Source organism: Methyloversatilis thermotolerans, from assembly GCF_000372885.1.
Taxonomy (GTDB): Bacteria; Pseudomonadota; Gammaproteobacteria; order Burkholderiales; family Rhodocyclaceae; genus Methyloversatilis; species Methyloversatilis thermotolerans.
In genome coordinates, this window is sequence record NZ_KB889967.1 from 1,218,728 (window position 1) to 1,235,170 (window position 16,443).

The following is a 16,443-nucleotide window of genomic DNA, read 5'->3' on the forward strand; positions in this document are numbered from 1 at the left end:
GGACGAAGTCTCTCCGCGTGCGGTCGGGCAAAGTCATGCGGACACACCCGTGACGCCGCGCAAGCCATCAGACAGCGCACGCAGCGTGACGCGAGCCAACGCGAACTCTCTGCGATAGCAACACCGGAGGAGTTCACGTGTGACCCGCATGACGGCAACGAAGGCCAGCCAGGGAAAGAATTTGCGGTAGAACACCACCAGGTTGCGATTCAGGTAGTACTGCGAAAGACGTGATCGACTGCTTCTTGTCGATGTCCCTATCGTTCCGCCTTCCTTGTGATACACCACGCTTTCAGACGCGATGGCCTGCCGCCACCTGCCTGATGCACGCACCGCCCAGTCGATTTCTTCGTAGTAGAGGAAATAGTGTTCTTCCATCAGGCCGACCTCCTCGACGAAGCGGGCCGGTACGAACAGGGAGGCGCCGGAAATGTACGCGGGCTGCTCTCCGGAAAATGACGCGAGCGTCGCGGAATCGAATGGCTGGCCTTGGGCAATCTGATCGCCGCGCGCCGTGTACTTGTTGAACGTGGCGCCGCCGTATGCTTGTATGCGCGTCCGGTCGTCGTAGTACACGAGCACAGAACCTACGATGCCGATCGAGGCGTCCTCCGTCGCGACTTTTTCGAGAGCAACGAGCGCATCCGGATGCACAGCCGTGTCGTTGTTAAGTATCCAGAGATACTTTGCACCACACTGCATGCCCAGGCGGAGACCGAGGTTGTTGCCGCGGGCGTATCCGCCATTGACCGCAGCCCTGACCAGGACAACATCAAGGTGGCCGAGGCGATGCGAAAAGGTCGCCATCGCCCCCTCATCGAGGACCGTGAATCTGCCCGTCCGGCCGGACTGATCGGCCCAGCCCGATATGCGCGCCACGGAGTCATCCGTGGATGCGTTATCCACGACGATGACGCAGAAGGACCGGTGATTCAATACGGTAAGGCTTTCAAGGCACTCGACAGTGTCCGTCCAGCCATTCCAGTTGAGCACCACTATGGCAACCGTCGCCTCGCCTCGCATGTTCATGCCGCGTGCTCTTCCTTGGGCTGGCAGGCAGCCAGAGCTATTGCGACCATCATGAACACGATGGCCATATTGTAGGGAATCCACAATATCGCCCGGAACATGAAGACCACCGACAGCGCGCCCGCCGTTGCCGCGACGAATCTCGGGTTGGTCAACGTGCCGGACAGCATTTTTTCAAGAATCACCCAGGCTGGATAAAGAAAGATGAGCATGAATACAATCAGCGCCGGCACACCGGATTCCACGGTCAGCGCAAGCAAATGACTGTCGAGTGTGGTGACACCGCTTCCGGTCTTAATGCCGGCTACCGCACCAGCAGTACCTGCACCACTACCCAAGAGCGGAGACTCCTTGATCGCGGGCCTAGCGAGTTCGATCATCATCATTCTGACCTGAGTGCTCGACCCCTCTGCGGCAGACCTTCCTTGGGCAATTAGAAGCACCGTCGGCGTTACAACCGCTAAAGCACCTGCCGCCACCATGAAAAACGCAAACTTGCGCATTGATTTTTCGTACTTGTTTGATTTCTTTCGGGTGGAAAAAAACCTCAACAGCAACACCACGCCTAATCCCGCACCCAGAGCAAGCAACCCCGCTCTGGTGCCGCTAAACCAAATGCAGATCGGCGCAGCAAAAATCACAATCCATCCAAGAAATTTTTCAAACCGAGGACCAGGCCACAAAACCGCAGCCATACCAAAGCAAAAGGCCATAGCCATGAACTCAGCCATTACAAGTGGATGTTCGAATGTTCCTTGGGTTCGAAACTGGCCGTCGCGCACACGACCTTGCTGCATGGCGAGGCTAAGATCTTCTAGGCCCTGAGTTTCCGGCGCAATATCGGCGAGAAAATTTCTCTCGAGCACCCGCTCGACAAACACGTAAAAGCCGATCAAAAGCACAAGAACCAAAGTAGTCCGAAGAAAGCGGCCCTGAAAATTCTCGCCAGTAAAGAACAATGCAGAAATAAAATAGATCGAATAAAAATAGAAAATTTCCCATGCAACGGTGACCACAGAATATATTTCTGACTTGGATACAAAACACGAAGCCAACCGCAGCAGCATGAGCACGGTGATGATCCAGAATCCCGTTTTCAACGGACCTGGCTGCGGACGGAGCAATGCCTTTGCAACAAAGCCTCTGCTCACCAGCAGATAGAAGGTCAGTACGATGCTCAAACCCACAATGACTCGTCGGCCATCAAGCGCAGGGAGCTTGCCGACCTTGATGATCATGTAGGTCGGCCACAGCGCAAAGATGACCAGCAAGGCGGTCATCCACCACAACCGGAATCGCTCACTGATAGGCGTATCGCGCGACGCCAGCAAGGCAACGAAAAACACCACGCCTATTGCGAGGAACGGGGCCAATCTGGCTGAAAACTGCGGAAACAGCGCACTCGCAACACCAAAAAGGAACAGGATGAATCCGAAGCCCGCAAGCAAGACTGCTTTTCCCAGCAACACAGGGGTACGTTGCAGCAGTGTTCGTGGGTGGGTCGTTTGGATCATGGATGGAATTTCCTGTTGTGCTGTATCAGGGCCTTGAATCAAGGTCCGACGTGCCGACCGTCATGGATGTCGGCCTCATGTGCGCGTGAGGACTGCGCGCATGTTCGCATCGCTTCGGCAAGATGGGCCTGGTAGCGGCCGATCTTCTCGCGGGCGATGGCGTTGCCGCACTCGATTTCGGCCTTGAGTTCCTGCCTTCGCGCAAGCCCTTGTTCGATCTTCTCGAACGCCTCGTCGGTGCTCAGCCGCGCGCCATCGGCGACCCAGTCGTAGCCGAGCGACGAGAAAAGGCCTTCGAACTTGCGGCTGTAGGCGAGCGGCACGACCGGTACGCCGGACGAGAACGCGGCGATGCAGGCGTGCATGCGCGCACCGGTGAGGAAATCGAGGCCCGCGATGAAAGTCTTGGCGTCGCTCGGACTTTTGAATTCCGGCGCCACGCGAGCAGCCGGAAACTCAGCAGCCAGCGCCCGTATCGCAATCCTGTCGTCGTCCGCCGGAAGCGCATCGGGTATGACGTGCGGTACGAGCCACACCTCGATATCGCTCCTGTGGGTCCACGCCGCAAGAAGCTTGCGCATGAGCGCCGGGTAGTCGAGGGTCAGACCGAACTGGTTGCCACCGGTGTAGCCGCCGGAGAACATCAGCCCGGAGACATTGAGCCCCACTCTCAAGCGGCCGTCCGTGTGCGCGGGCAGCGAGGTATAGGGCAGGCGGAAGGCCACATCGATGACTTCATCGGTATTTCCAGTGACCGCAAGCTTGACCAGATAGTCGGCCGACAGCGTATCGCGGGCAAAAACACGGGCGCAGCGTCGCATCACGGCCGCGGCGATGATGCGTGCCCAAGCTTGCTTGAACGGCCCTATGGTCTGCGGGCTCAGGATCAGCGGCTTGCGCTTTGCGATGACGGCGATCTTGCTCGCGATCTGGAAGATGAAACGCGTGTTGCCGTAGATGTCGGCAAAACTGTCGCCTTCACCGATGTCGAGTACGAGATCGCACTGTTCCACCTGCCGGAGGAAGCCGGAGCGACCGGTCAGCATCCGCTTGATGGATACTCGCTCGCCTATCGTGATGTCCGAACCGGCAGGCGCGTAGCTGCTGCCGCCCTGGGTACCGAACACGATGAACCTGACGCGTACGTCAGCGGCGAGGGCCGCAGCCTCACAAATGGCGATCTGCGATTCGGTCAGCGCGCCTACGCCGAGATTGTCGGATGAGAGGGAATGCCACAACAAACCGATCGTCAAGACGGGCTGATGAGCATGTGCGTCGTGCTTCATTATTGTTTTTCTCCCTTCGCGCGCCGGAATGTACCAATGGCGTCACGAAGCGCTGATACCGGCCGCGCGGAGAGCGCTGCGCGGAAAAGGCCCATATTCGTGTAGGCCGGTGCGGAGCCTCGGGCGAGCCTCGCAGCAAGCCGGCGTCCCCATACCACTTGTTTTCTGTAAACCTGATACGGCTGCATCTGGGCGATGTCATCGACCGGAAGGTCGTCAGCTTCGATCGCACCCGATTCGATCGCCCGACGGACGAGTTCTTCGCCGGTGCGGGTTCGCGAGAGCAGGAGGCTGCGCCCGTCACGCTCGGTGAAGTCCGGGTAGCCGTCCTTACCGTACCACGCGTCGGCACACACGATGTCCGCGAATTCACCGGTGCCGTCGGGGCAAATCTTGCAGCGGAACTGCAGGTGGCGATTCAGTACCGTTCCCCAGGAGCTGTTGTAGTCGGTCTGGAAGAAGCGGCCGTCGCGGGTGACCGCCCGGGCCATGCCCGGCCATCCGTCGCCGCGGTAACGGAAGGTTTTCAGCTCGTCTGCCGAAGTGCCGAGCTTCTTGAGCAGTTCATGCGTTCCCAGAATGCTGGGAACGCCTGCACACATGAATGAAATGGCGCACACGAGATTGGCCTTGAGCCGCGCGTCGTGCAGGGCGTAGCGGCGCAGCGCGGCGATGTCGCATGGCTTGCCCACGAAGGCAAACGGTTGATCGAGTGCGATGATCTCGCGCAGTCGGCCAAGCGGCGCGGACGGCGCGTAGCGCGATCCGGCTGCGCGGAGGATGTCGGCGCGATTGCGGCTGATCTGCAGTTCGTTCGCCAACGGGTCGGTGCGACTGACCGCGATCTGCGCGACGAAGGCGACCTTGCCGGATTCGAGCAGATGCAGTGCGATCGCCGAGATGCCACCTCCGGACGAACCCTGACGACGCAGGGCCGGATCCGTCGAATGCCCGGCCCTGACCGCCACGAGCGGCCCCCAGAGCAGATGATGCCCCGCCTCGATGCGCTCGTGCCGCACGGTCATGCCCGGACAAACGTCGCGAATGACGGCGCGCGCATGCTCCGACAAAGGTTTGAGCACCGTCGGCCGCAGCCATCCGCCACGGCTTGTGCGCATGGTTATCGTGTCGCTGCCCGCGATCGATTCGCACGCGCCGCAACCTGTGCAGTAGCCGTTTCGAGCCACTTGCATGACAGGTTCAGCGGGGTCTGCGACCGGAGAGGCGTCGTGTATCGCTTGATTCATCAACTGAAACCGAGTGCCGGGAAATGCAGGAACGGATAGAAGGCGAAAGCGGCCGCGCCCGCGGCGGCGGGTTGGGTCACGCCAACGCCGGTAAGCGCATAGCCGCGTAGCAGATAAGTGATCGACAGGAAGAGGTTGCCCACGATCAGAGCGCACACCCAGCCGACGACCCCCATCTGCGGGACCGACCATATAGCGACGCCCATGACGAGAAGCCACTGCACGACGTTCATCCAGGCGCGAAAGGTCTGGGCCCCGGCGGACGTCAACACGACGCCCCAGGACGCCGCGAAGAAGCGGACGAAGAACAACAAGCCCAACCAGGGCAATACCGTCTTCAGAGTCTCGTATTGCTCACCGTAGAGAAGCGGCACGATCAGGCCGGAACCGACGGCCAGGCACAAGCCGAACACCAGGCCGACGCCGATAAAGGCCCACTGGACCCGCACGGACTCGCGGCGGAAGCGTTCGCCGTCCGAGGATGCGGCGGCGGCTCGCGGAAGGAAGACGTTTGCCAGCACGCTGGCCGCCTGCGCGCCGCCCGTGAACAAGCGCATGCCGGCCTGGAAAACGCCCACCGCAGCAGCGCCGAGAAAGCTGTTGAGCACGACGCTGTCGATCTGGCCGAACAGGCTCTGCAGCGCGAAATCGCTGCCGTAGGAGAAGGTCGCCCGCAGCTTGGAAACGACCCGTGCCATCGAGAGGGGTCCAAGCGATGCGAGGTAGCTGCGCTGGACGCCGGCCACCATCAACAAGGCGATGAAACGTGAGAGGCAGAAGCCGCATGCCGCAACGACCGCGGAAGCGTCGATGTAGAGCGCGGTCGCCACTATGACGAACTGCAGCCCAGCGATCACCGTGGCGAGGCGGGTTTCTGCCGCGAAGCGGTCCGTGGCACGAAAACCGACGTTGAAAACCTCGCTCAAGCCATCGGCAAGCACGGCAGCCAGCAGCAACGCCAGAAGCATGCATGACGGGAAACCGAAGAACACCGCGACGATCAGCGTCGCGCCGACGAACAGCAGCAGCGACAGCACGCCTCGCACCATCAGTACTTCGGCGATGAGCGCGCCCGCCTGCGATGGCTGGCCGCCGATCTCCTTGAGCAGATAGGACGTGTGGCCAAAGTTCGCCAGCAAGGACAGCAGGGTTGCGACCGACAACCACAGCATCAGCTGCCCGAACGCTTCCGGGCCGAGCATGCGCGCCATCACCACGAAAGTGAGCATGCCGAAGCCCAGCCGCATGACTGTGCTCGTGCCCATCAAGGCGATGTTTTTCCCGAGAGACACGAGTTCTCCTGTGCAAACCCGACGTCTTGTGACTGCCGCTGGGTGATGGATCAGAGGCCGGCGACGCGAGGTCTGATGTCCGGGGCGATGTGAGTGACGAGCGCGTTCACGAACTCGGTTTGCAAGGCGAAGGCCGTCTCCGAGTCGCGGTCGATGGAAGAAACGCGGAACAGCAGCCCGTCCGGTACCTCGCCCTTCAACCCGTAGCGCATCTCCGCAATCTTCTTGGCGGCGCCCCCGGTCAGCGCTTCACTACCGACCGTCGTCCAGTAAGTGATCGGCTCGAAACGATTCTGGGAAAGATTGGATTCCAGCCGCTTCACCGGAATCTGCCCCAGGGGGGTGTCCAGAACACCTTTGCGATTGCTCGTGACCTGGAAGCCCTGCGCGGGGTAGCACACCTCCGGGTAATGGAGCTGGTTGCCGTCGCGCTGATCTTCGCCGTAGGCGATGGACAGCATGATGCGATAGCCCTTGGAGTTGTAATAGGTGCGGGTGACGATCTGGCTGTAGAGCTTGTTCAGCAGTTCGGATTGCTGCGGGTTGACCACGCCACCGGTTGCGCGGGTGTCCAGCGTCCAGTCGCCGAACTGCTTTGGAATGGAGGCTTCGAGATCCAACTTGGGCAGCTTGTCTACGATGCGCTGTGTCGGCGTCATCACGGTGGCCACGGCCGCTGCCGAGGCCATCAGGGCTGCAGCGACCAGCGCCGGAATCAGGGGTTTCTTCATGGATGCGAGCTCGGATGCGTCTGGACAGAATTCGAAATTGTGACTCACAGGCTGTCAGGCACGCTGACGACCTTCTCACGAATTGTGACAGAGCCGAAAATAGCTTGAAGGCATGCTGCAGTGCAACCTTGCACAGCCTACTACGTCACGGTTGCAGAGAGGTGACCCGAAAGCGGTTCCCTGCACGATGCGGCAACGCATCGGGGCCGTGAAACCGGGTCTGCGTCGCAACTCCGGCCGGAGGTTACAGGACAGTGAAGGCGGACTGCGCGCTTTGTTACACGCGCACTCATTCGGATTTCGTGGTCGCGCGCGCTGCCAGGGATTGCGCGTGGATTGAGGCAGGCATGAGACGGCCCCGGCCCGACGGGCGGGCGCGGGGTGTCGTCTGGCAAGCGAGCCATCCGACCGGGGCCGGACAGCTCGAACGCTTCAGGACTTGCGCCGGCTCACACCCGCCACCAGCGCCAGCCCGGCTCCCAGCAGAGCCCAGCCAGCGGGTTCCGGCACCGGCGGGGTATAGCCCAGTTCGGCGCCGGTGGCACGATAGGCGTACAGCACGCCGGGAATCAGTTCGAAGCCCTCGGTGCTGCCGGCGTAGGGTGTGGTGCTGCCGTGCAGCGTGCAGCCCTCGGTCGAGCCGAGCGGGCACTGGATGCGCTGCTGCGTGGCCGGGTTGAACAGCACGTCGAACTGCACGGCGCTGCCGTTCTGGGTGACCGAGTAGTCGTTGTCGTTGCCGGCCACGATGAGCCACGAACCGTCGTCCAGTTGCGGGCCGATCGCCAGGCCTTCCCATTTCTCGGGCGACAGCCCGCCGGTCTCCGGCAGCGCGTTGGCGGCGAGATCGATGAAGGGCGTGCTGTTCTTGCTGACGGCGGTGAAGCTCGCGCCCGCGGCGTCGAGGTCCATGCCGGTCACGTCGGTCGCGCCGGTCAGGTCTATCAGGTAGACGTTCTTGTTGCCGGCTGCGCCGTCGAGCACCGCGTCGGCGCCGAGGCCGCGGTTGTTGCGTTCGAGCACCGCGAATTCATGGTCGTTGAGCGCCACCAGCGCGGAAATGCCCCGGCCCTGCGCGGCGGTTTCCATCTTGTAGGCGTACTGCGCGACGGCCTCGCCGCTGGTGTTGTCGAACTTCACGATGCGGTTGTAGACGCCGTTCGCGCCGCCCTCGTCCACCATGGCGCTCTGCAACATGGCATAGGTGTACTGACCGTCCGGCGAGATCGCGAGACCTTCGAAACCGCGATTGGTACGGCGGCCGACATTGCCGTCGCCGTCGTAGTTGTAGCCGCCTGCGTTCAGCGCCGGACGCAGGGCTTCCGGCGTGTTGTAGGCGCGCAGCAGATTGCCGTTGCGGTCGAATTCATACAGCGAGGGACCGTATTCGTCGGACACCAGCAGGGTGCCGGTGTGCGGGTTGATCACGATGCCTTCCGGGTCGAACGCGGTGCCGAGATTGCTGGCCGAGCCGCTTAGCGTGCTGGGGAACTGGCCGCCCATGGTGACGCCGCCCGCGCTGAACTTGATGGTCTGTACGACCTGGAAGTTGGAAATGGCGCCGGTGCTCTTGTCCACATCCAGCGTGAAGCGCTGGACGCGCACGTCGTAGGCGAGTGTGCCGCCGCCCGGACCACGGTCCGACAGGCCCCACCATTCGTTGCGGTTGGGGTCGTAGTAGATGTCGGAAAACATGCCCAGCCGGCCGTCATTGACGCTGCTGCCGTACTGGTCGCCGGTGGCGCCGGGAATGGTGATGCCATTGATGAAGGACACCGCCGAAGCCGGCGCCGCAGCCGCCGCGAGCATGAGCGCGGCGCAGAGGGTTTTCAGTTTCATGTCTGACCTCGTTTGTTGTGGTTGTGTTACGAGGCCAGCGTAACGACGGTGTATTACGGTCTTGTGTACGCAAGGCCAGCGGCATGCCCACGCCGCGTCGCGACCTGGGGTCGCTCCTACAAAAGCACGCGCTGACCGCGAACGGAGCCGAGGTTCTGTAGGAGCGAGCCCCGCTCGCGACAACACCCCCGAACGGGGCCGGCGGCTTGCTAAGGCCGCGTCGCGACCGGGGGTCGCTCCTACGAAAGCGCGCGGTGACCCCGAACGGAGCCGGGTTGTCGTAGGAGCGAGCCAAGCTCGCGACCTCACCCTCGAACGAAGCCGGTGGCCCGCCGAGGCCGCGTCGCGACCTGGGGGTCGCTCCTACAAGAGCTCGCCCTGGACTGCGAACGGAGCCCGGGTTTGGTGGGAGCGGGCTTGCCCGCGATTCAGCTTCGGACGAAACCCGCGGCCCCGATACCTGGCCCGGCAGCTCAGACCAGCCTGACGCGTGCGGGTTTGGCAATGACTGCGGAGGGCTGCAGCGCGTCGGCACCCGGCCAGCGCGCAATGAAGTCGGGCAGTACTTCGGCGGGCAAGGGGCGCGACAGCAGGAAGCCTTGCGCGAAGGTGCAGGCCTGGCCGGCCAGCACCTCCCATTCGGACCACTGCTCCACGCCTTCGGCGGTGGTTTCCAGCCCGAGCGCTTCGGCGAGCTGGATGATGGCGCGCACGATGGCTTCGTCGCCGCCCCGGCTGGTGAGCCGGTTCACGAATGAGCGGTCGATCTTGATCTTGGTCATCGGGAAGCTGCGCAGATAGGCGAGCGAGGAATAGCCGGTGCCGAAATCGTCCAGCGCCACGCCGATGCCGATGTCGCGCAGCGCGACCAGCGCTTCGCGGGCCGAGGCGCTGTCGTGGATGAGCAGCGACTCGGTGATTTCGATCTCCAGCCTGTGCGCATCCAGTCCGCTGGACTTGAGCGCCTCGCCCACCTGTCCGACCACCGCGCCATTCGCGAACTGCACCGCCGACACATTGACCGCCACATGCAGGCCCTGCGGCCATTCGCTGGCCACGCGACAGGCTTGCTCGAGCGCCCACTGGCCGATCGGCAGGATGAGCCCGGTCTCTTCCGCCAGCGAAATGAACTCGGCCGGTGACACCATGCCGCGCTGCGGGTGGTGCCAGCGTATCAGTGCCTCGAAGCCGGCGATGCGACCGGTCTGCATGCAGATCTGCGGCTGGAAATGCAGCTCGAATTCGCCCCGTTCGACCGCCGACAGCAGATCGCTGTGCAGGCTCAGGCGGTGACGGGCACGTTCGTCCATGGCCGATTCGAAGAAGCGCCAGGTGTTGCGGCCCGCAGCCTTGGCGGCATACAGCGCCATGTCGGCGTTCTTCAGCAGCACATCCGGCTCGTCGCCGTGCTGTGGCGCAAGCGCGATGCCTATGCTGCTGCCCACCTTCACGCTGACGCCATCGATCATGACAGGCGTCGCGAAGGCATCAAGCAGGCGCGCAGCGATTTCGGACGCGCACTCGACGCTCTGGCAACCGCGGCACAGCAGTGCGAATTCGTCCCCGCCAAGGCGCGCCAGCACGTCGCCTTCGCGGATGCGCATCTGCATCCGGCTGGCCATGGTTTTCAGCACCAGATCGCCGGCATCGTGCCCAAGCGAATCGTTCACATTCTTGAAGTCGTCCAGATCGAACATGAACATCGCACAGCCAGCCACCTGACCGCCCGGCACGCGTGCCGCCTCGAGCCGGGCACGGAAGTGATGTCTGTTCGCCAGGCCGGTGAGCGAATCGTAGTTGGCGAGTCGCGTCATTTCGCGGGCCGCGATGCGGCTTTCGGTGATGTCGGTGCAGACGCCGCGCCAACCGGCATGGGCGCCCGCCGGATCGACCAGTGGCTTGGCGGTGAGCGACCACCACACCGTATCGCCGCGCAGACGCAGGCACACCGCGTGATCTCGGAAAGGCTGTGCGGTGCCCAGCAGCGCCTCCAGGGTGGCGATGGCACGTGTGGCGTCCTCGCTGTCGTCCACGGCATCCTTCAACAGACCGATCAGGGTGCGGCTGCGCAGTTCGTCAACCGGCCGCCCGAAGTGCTGTGACATGCGCGCGGACGGGTTCTGCAGGAAGCCGCGTGCATCGGTTTCCCACAGCCAGTCGCTGGCGTGTGCCTCGAAGTCACGCAACAGCAGGCCCACCACTTCGCGCTGCCGTTCCGCCTCGGCTTCGGCACGCAGCCGGGCCACGAAGCTGCGCGTACTCGCCAGGGCGAAGGCGGCAATCAGCACCACGTAGAGGGTGAACAGCGCGATCAGGTCGAAGTTGACCAGCGGATCGTCCAGCAGGAACGCGGTCAGCATGCCGGCCCACATCGCAAAAACGTAGGGCACGGCGGCGCTCGCCATACCGGCGAGGATGAAGCCACCCGAGCACAGCATGCCGCCGGTCACCACGATGTGCAGCATGGCCTGGTCGGCCTGCGAGCGATCGAACAGCGCGATGATGGGAAGAACCCAGATCACGCCCACCAGCGTGGAGTGCATGCTGGCCCGCCGCAACGTGCGGCGCGAGATGCGTTCGAACGGTTTGGCGCGATTGCGCAGCCAGGCCTTTACATTCAGCCGCATCGCCAGCAGCACCAGCGCGAACCACAGCGCGGATGCCCACACCGGTGCGCTGTGGCCGAAGAAAACGAGGATGAGCGTCGCGTTGCAGATGTTGGAGAACACCGACAATGGCGCAAAGCGCACCACCGAGCGCAATTGCTGCGCGCGGATCGAGGCGGAATACTCGTCGTCGACGACGCTTTCCGTGACGGGTGAGTCGCTGTAAGCCATGTTCTATCGGAGCCGGGGGCGCACGCCCGCGACTTCACGGTTTATCGATGCGTGACTGCGCATATCGGCGCTGCTCAGACATTCCTGAAGTTCTTTTGCGCAAACCCTTCACCGAACATGACTTTTTCCCGGACTCGGCGGGCGTGGGACAATGCGCGACCGTTCCGTTTCCGTTCCGACCGACCCGGGTCATGAAAATCGAACTTTGCGGCGAACAGCTCGAACTGCTGGCCGAGCGCGCCCTGTGGTGGCCCGCGCAGTCGGCCCTGCTGGTCGCCGACGCACACGTCGGCAAGGGCAGCAGCTTCCGCGCGCTCGGCGTCCCGGTGCCGGATGGCAGCTCGAGCGACACGCTCGCGCGCCTGGCCGCCCTGCTCCATCGCACCGGCGCCCGCCGGCTCGTGTTCCTGGGCGACCTGCTGCACGCCCGCAACGGCTGTACGCCCGCGCTGATGGCGCAGCTCGCCGCGCTGCATCGGGACGGTTGCGACTGGCTGCTGGTGCGCGGCAATCACGATGCACATGCCGGCATCCCTCAGGGCTTGCCGCTGTCGGTGGTGGACGAAGGCTGGCGCATCGGCCCGTTCGCGCTGTGCCATCATCCGGAGCCCGTCGCGGGCGCTTATGTGCTCGCTGGCCATGTGCATCCGGCGGTGCGTATCGAGGCAGCCGGTGACCGGCTGCGCCTGCCCTGCTTCGCCCTCGGGCAGGACGTGGGTCTGCTGCCCGCCTTCGGCAGCTTCACCGGCCACGCCACTCTGGAACACGACGGCACGACACGCCTCTACGCCTGCGCCGGCGACCATGTGTTCGAGGTTCCCGCCACCCCGCCCCGGCGGCGCGGCAACGGAATGCGACCGCGTCCGCCCCGAGCGGAGACGCGTTTCCCGTAGGGAGCGAGCGCAGATCGCGATTCCGCCTTGGAACGAAGCCCGCGGTCCGCATCCGCCGCATCGCGGCCAGAGGCCGCTCCCACAACAGCTCGCCCTGACCGCTATCGGAGCCAGGATAGCGGTGAGCTCGCGGCAAACACGAACGGAGCCGGGGTTTGGTGGGCGCGGGCTTGCCCCGCGATGCAGCTTCAAACGAAGCCACCGGGCAGTGGAGGCCGCTGGCCCTCACCCGGCGCTGCGCGCCACCCTCTCCCGCTGATGCGGGCGAGGGTCACATCGGCGACGGCGCCTGCCTTACCTCTCCCACACATTGGCCACGGCGCCTCGCCCACGCATCGGCGACGGCACCTGTCTCCCCTCTCCCACATCAGTGGGAGAGGGGCCGGGGGTGAGGGCGAATCCGCTTGCCCGCGATGCAGCTTCAAACGAAGCCACCGGGCAGTGGAGGCCGCTGGCCCTCACCCGGCGCTGCGCGCCACCCTCTCCCGCTGATGCGGGCGAGGGTCACATCGGCGACGGCGCCTGCCTTACCTCTCCCACACATCGGCGACGGCACCTGTCTCCCCTCTCCCACATCAGTGGGAGAGGGGCCGGGGGTGAGGGCGAATCGGCTTGCCCGCGATAGAGCTTCGAACAATGTCCGCAGCCTGCGTACGCCGCGTCGCGACCTGGGGGTCGCTCCTGCGAGCGCTCACCCTGACCGCGAGCGGCGCGGGATTGAGGCATGAAGAGGCGACGCGCGCGGCGAGCCCGCGTGGCGGCATCGCGCGCTGCCAGTGCCGGCGCGGAATCCCTTGCGCAGGCCGGCTGTCAAGCCTGTTACGACTTTGTGTCGCGGCCTAGAATTGAAGATTGACGTCAGCAGGAGCCCCGCACCATGCAACAGATAGACCTTGTCCCACTGACCGAAGAGGAAAAGATCGCCTGCCTGCCGGACCAGGAAATTTCCGGCGAGGTGCTGGTCGAGAAGTACGCCAAGGGCGGCGAATCCACGGTGGCCGAGGTACGTCGCCGCGTGGCGAAGGCGCTGGCCCAGGCCGAAGCGGAAGATCGCCGCGCGCATTGGGAAGCGAAGTTCCTGGATGCGCAGGAGCGCGGCTTCGTACCCGCCGGACGCATCAGTTCGGCCGCCGGCACCCAGCTCACCGCCACGCTGATCAACTGTTTCGTGCAGCCGGTGGGCGATTCGATCACCGAAATCGAGGACGAGCGTCCCGGCATCTACACCGCGCTCGCGCAGGCGGCCGAAACCATGCGTCGCGGCGGCGGCGTGGGGTACGACTTTTCCAGCATCCGCCCGGTCGGTGCGCGCGTGCGCGGCACGCAGTCGCGCGCCTCCGGCCCGGTGAGCTATATGCGCGTGTTCGACCGCTCGTGCGAAACGGTGGAATCCGCCGGCAGCCGTCGCGGCGCGCAGATGGGCGTGCTGCGCTGCGACCACCCGGACATCGAACAATTCATCCACGCCAAGGACGGCGGCGATCTCACCAATTTCAATGTGTCGGTCGGCGTGACCGATGTATTCATGAAGGCGGTGGAAGCCGACGGCACCGTGGAACTGGTGCACAAGGCCGAACCCGCGCCCGACCTGAAGGCGGCCGGCGCCTACCAGCGCGAGGACGGGCTGTGGGTCTATGCCAAGCCGCGCGCGCGCGATCTGTGGGAACAGATCATGCGCTCGACCTATGACCACGCCGAGCCGGGCATCCTCTTCCTCGACCGCATCAACCGCGACAACAATCTGTATTACTGCGAACGCATCGAAGCCACCAACCCCTGCGCCGAACAGCCGCTGCCGCCCTATGGCTGCTGCGATCTCGGATCGATCAATCTGACGCGCTTCGTGAAGCGGCCATTCTCGGAAGCGAGCGAATTCGATTTCGACGGCTTCCGCGAAGTGGTGGCGGTGGCCATCCGCATGCTGGACAACGTGCTCGACGTGACCCACTGGCCGCTCGTCCAGCAGCGCGACGAGGCGATGGCCAAGCGCCGCGTCGGCCTCGGCTTCACCGGCCTGGGCGACACCCTCATCATGCTGCGGCTGCGCTACGACTCGCAGGAAGCGCGCCTGATGGCCTCGCGCATTTCCGAAGTGATGCGCGACGCTGCCTATCTCGCGTCAGTGGATCTGGCGAAGGAACGCGGCAGCTTCCCGCTGTTCAATGCCGACCTCTACCTGTCCGGCGGCAATTTCGCGTCGCGCCTGCCGGCCGACATCAAGGATGCGATCCGCAAGCACGGCCTGCGCAATTCGCACCTGCTGTCGATCGCGCCCACCGGCACGATATCGCTGGCTTTCGCCGACAACGCCAGCAATGGCATCGAGCCGCCGTTCTCGTGGACCTATACCCGCAAGAAGCGCATGCCGGACGGCACCTTCAAGGAATATGCGGTCGAGGACTACGCCTGGCGCCTGTACAAGCATCTGGGCGGCGACACCGAGCGCCTGCCGTCCTGGTTCGTCACCGCGCTGGAAATTTCCGCCGCCGCCCACAAGGACATGGTGGCCGCGGTCGCACCCTATGTGGACACGTCGATCTCGAAGACCGTGAACGTGCCGGAAGACTATCCCTACGCCGACTTCGAGGATCTCTATCTCGCCGCCTGGAAGTCCGGGCTCAAGGGCCTCGCCACCTATCGCCCGAACAGCGTGCTGGGCAGCGTGCTGTCGGTGGATACGCCCAAGGCCGAGGAGAAGAAGCAGCCGCACGACGTGGAGCTGACCGCCGGCGGCGCGAACCAGCGCCTGTCCATCGGCGCGCTGCCGGCGCCGGTGCTGTCCAGCCTGCGTTGGCCGGGTCGGCCCGACCTGTCGGACGGCAATCCGAGCTGGACCTATATGCTGAAGACGCCCGGCGGCGAATTCGCATTGTTCGTCGGCCACACCGAAAACGAGGGGCAGGATGGTCGCATCCAGTTGCTGCCTTTCGAAGTGTGGGTCAATGGCGCCAACCAGCCGCGCGGCCTGGGCGCGGTGGCCAAGACATTGTCGATGGACATGCGCGCCAATGATCCGGCCTGGCTCAAGCTCAAGCTGGACGTGCTCGCGAAAACCGTGGGCGACGCCTTCGATCTGGCCATGCCGCCCACCGGCGAACCGCGCCGCATGCCCGGCGTGGTGGCGGCCTTCGCCCATGTCATCCGCTATCGCTGCGACAAGCTGGGTGCGCTCGACCGCGACGCACCGTCGCCGGTGCTCGATACCCTGTTCGCGGTGCAGGAACCGCGCACCGGTACCGACGGCACCTTGAGCTGGACGGTGGATGTGAGCAATGCCGCCACCGGCGACGACTTCGTGCTGGGCCTGAAGGAAATCACCCTGCCCGGCGGCGAGACGCGCCCCTACTCGGTCTGGCTGTCAGGCAACTATCCGCGCGCGCTGGACGGACTCACCCGCGTGCTGTCGCTCGACATGCGCGTGATGGACCCGGCCTGGATAGGCATGAAGCTGCGCAAGCTCATCCAGTACCCGGAACCGCTGGGCGATTTCATGGCCTTCGTGCCCGGCACCCGCCGCCAGCAGACCTGGCCCTCGACCGTCGCCTACGTCGCCCGCCTCATCATCCACCGCTACGCCATGCTGGGCATACTCGACGAGAGCGGCTACCCCACCCGCGAAATGGGCATCCTCGAAGCCCCGCGCGGCGACGACGAACCCAAGCTCATGCAGGGCGCGCTGTGCAACGAATGCGGCAACCAGTCGGTGATCCGCAAGGACGGCTGCGATTTCTGCACCGCCTGCGGCGCAGTGGGGAGTTGCGGCTGAGAGGTTCTG

At 64.1% G+C, this 16,443-nt stretch carries 10 protein-coding genes; 2 read left to right on the forward strand and 8 right to left on the reverse strand.

Going from position 1 to position 16,443, the window contains the following annotated elements; genetic code table 11:
* Positions 1-33 precede the first annotated feature (33 nt).
* The 8 genes from A3Q7_RS0105090 to A3Q7_RS0105125 all read right to left on the reverse strand — a co-directional run bounded on the left by A3Q7_RS0105090 (position 34) and on the right by A3Q7_RS0105125 (position 11,775).
* Positions 34-1,029: a glycosyltransferase family 2 protein gene (locus A3Q7_RS0105090; RefSeq protein ID WP_018410778.1), complete on the reverse strand. Its 996-nt coding sequence runs from the start codon at positions 1,027-1,029 to the stop codon at positions 34-36.
* Positions 1,026-2,543: an O-antigen ligase family protein gene (locus A3Q7_RS0105095; protein ID WP_018410779.1), complete on the reverse strand. Its 1,518-nt coding sequence runs from the start codon at positions 2,541-2,543 to the stop codon at positions 1,026-1,028. Before A3Q7_RS0105095 ends, A3Q7_RS0105090 begins: the two co-directional genes overlap by 4 nt.
* Before the next feature lie 38 nt (positions 2,544-2,581).
* The gene (locus A3Q7_RS0105100) at positions 2,582-3,781 is read right to left on the reverse strand and encodes a polysaccharide pyruvyl transferase family protein (RefSeq protein WP_232417824.1); all 1,200 of its coding nucleotides are present in this window, start codon (positions 3,779-3,781) and stop codon (positions 2,582-2,584) included.
* 47 nt (positions 3,782-3,828) lie between these two features.
* Positions 3,829-5,076 (reverse strand): Coenzyme F420 hydrogenase/dehydrogenase, beta subunit C-terminal domain, encoded by a 1,248-nt coding sequence (locus A3Q7_RS0105105; protein WP_232417825.1) that lies wholly within the window; start codon positions 5,074-5,076, stop codon positions 3,829-3,831.
* Positions 5,076-6,368 (reverse strand): oligosaccharide flippase family protein, encoded by a 1,293-nt coding sequence (locus A3Q7_RS0105110; RefSeq protein WP_157278108.1) that lies wholly within the window; start codon positions 6,366-6,368, stop codon positions 5,076-5,078. Before A3Q7_RS0105110 ends, A3Q7_RS0105105 begins: the two co-directional genes overlap by 1 nt.
* Positions 6,369-6,418: 50 nt before the next feature.
* On the reverse strand, positions 6,419-7,099 hold the full coding sequence (gene epsI / locus A3Q7_RS0105115) for an exosortase-associated protein EpsI, B-type (RefSeq protein ID WP_018410784.1): 681 nt from the start codon (positions 7,097-7,099) through the stop codon (positions 6,419-6,421).
* Positions 7,100-7,531: 432 nt separating this feature from the next.
* Positions 7,532-8,938 carry an esterase-like activity of phytase family protein gene (locus tag A3Q7_RS0105120; protein WP_018410785.1) on the reverse strand — a complete coding sequence of 469 codons (1,407 nt, stop codon included), beginning with the start codon at positions 8,936-8,938 and terminating at the stop codon, positions 7,532-7,534.
* 473 nt (positions 8,939-9,411) lie between these two features.
* On the reverse strand, positions 9,412-11,775 hold the full coding sequence (locus tag A3Q7_RS0105125) for a putative bifunctional diguanylate cyclase/phosphodiesterase (protein WP_018410786.1): 2,364 nt from the start codon (positions 11,773-11,775) through the stop codon (positions 9,412-9,414).
* Between the two features lie 191 nt (positions 11,776-11,966).
* Between A3Q7_RS0105125 and pdeM the strand changes: the two genes are divergently transcribed.
* Positions 11,967-12,668, forward strand: coding sequence for a ligase-associated DNA damage response endonuclease PdeM (gene pdeM / locus A3Q7_RS19485; RefSeq protein ID WP_018410787.1), 702 nt, complete (start codon positions 11,967-11,969; stop codon positions 12,666-12,668).
* Between the two features lie 877 nt (positions 12,669-13,545).
* On the forward strand, positions 13,546-16,434 hold the full coding sequence (locus A3Q7_RS0105135; protein ID WP_018410788.1) for an adenosylcobalamin-dependent ribonucleoside-diphosphate reductase: 2,889 nt from the start codon (positions 13,546-13,548) through the stop codon (positions 16,432-16,434).
* Positions 16,435-16,443: the final 9 nt, after the last annotated feature.

What these genes read in the sequence shown, in the direction of transcription:
- A3Q7_RS0105105 (WP_232417825.1), bottom strand. Translation starts at nt 5,076, where the DNA reads ATGAATCAAGCGATACACGACGCCTCTCCGGTCGCAGACCCCGCTGAA.
- A3Q7_RS0105135 (WP_018410788.1), top strand. Translation starts at nt 13,546, where the DNA reads ATGCAACAGATAGACCTTGTCCCACTGACCGAAGAGGAAAAGATCGCC.
- A3Q7_RS0105125 (WP_018410786.1), bottom strand. Translation starts at nt 11,775, where the DNA reads ATGGCTTACAGCGACTCACCCGTCACGGAAAGCGTCGTCGACGACGAG.
- A3Q7_RS0105095 (WP_018410779.1), bottom strand. Translation starts at nt 2,543, where the DNA reads ATGATCCAAACGACCCACCCACGAACACTGCTGCAACGTACCCCTGTG.
- A3Q7_RS0105120 (WP_018410785.1), bottom strand. Translation starts at nt 8,938, where the DNA reads ATGAAACTGAAAACCCTCTGCGCCGCGCTCATGCTCGCGGCGGCTGCG.
- epsI (WP_018410784.1), bottom strand. Translation starts at nt 7,099, where the DNA reads ATGAAGAAACCCCTGATTCCGGCGCTGGTCGCTGCAGCCCTGATGGCC.
- pdeM (WP_018410787.1), top strand. Translation starts at nt 11,967, where the DNA reads ATGAAAATCGAACTTTGCGGCGAACAGCTCGAACTGCTGGCCGAGCGC.
- A3Q7_RS0105090 (WP_018410778.1), bottom strand. Translation starts at nt 1,029, where the DNA reads ATGAACATGCGAGGCGAGGCGACGGTTGCCATAGTGGTGCTCAACTGG.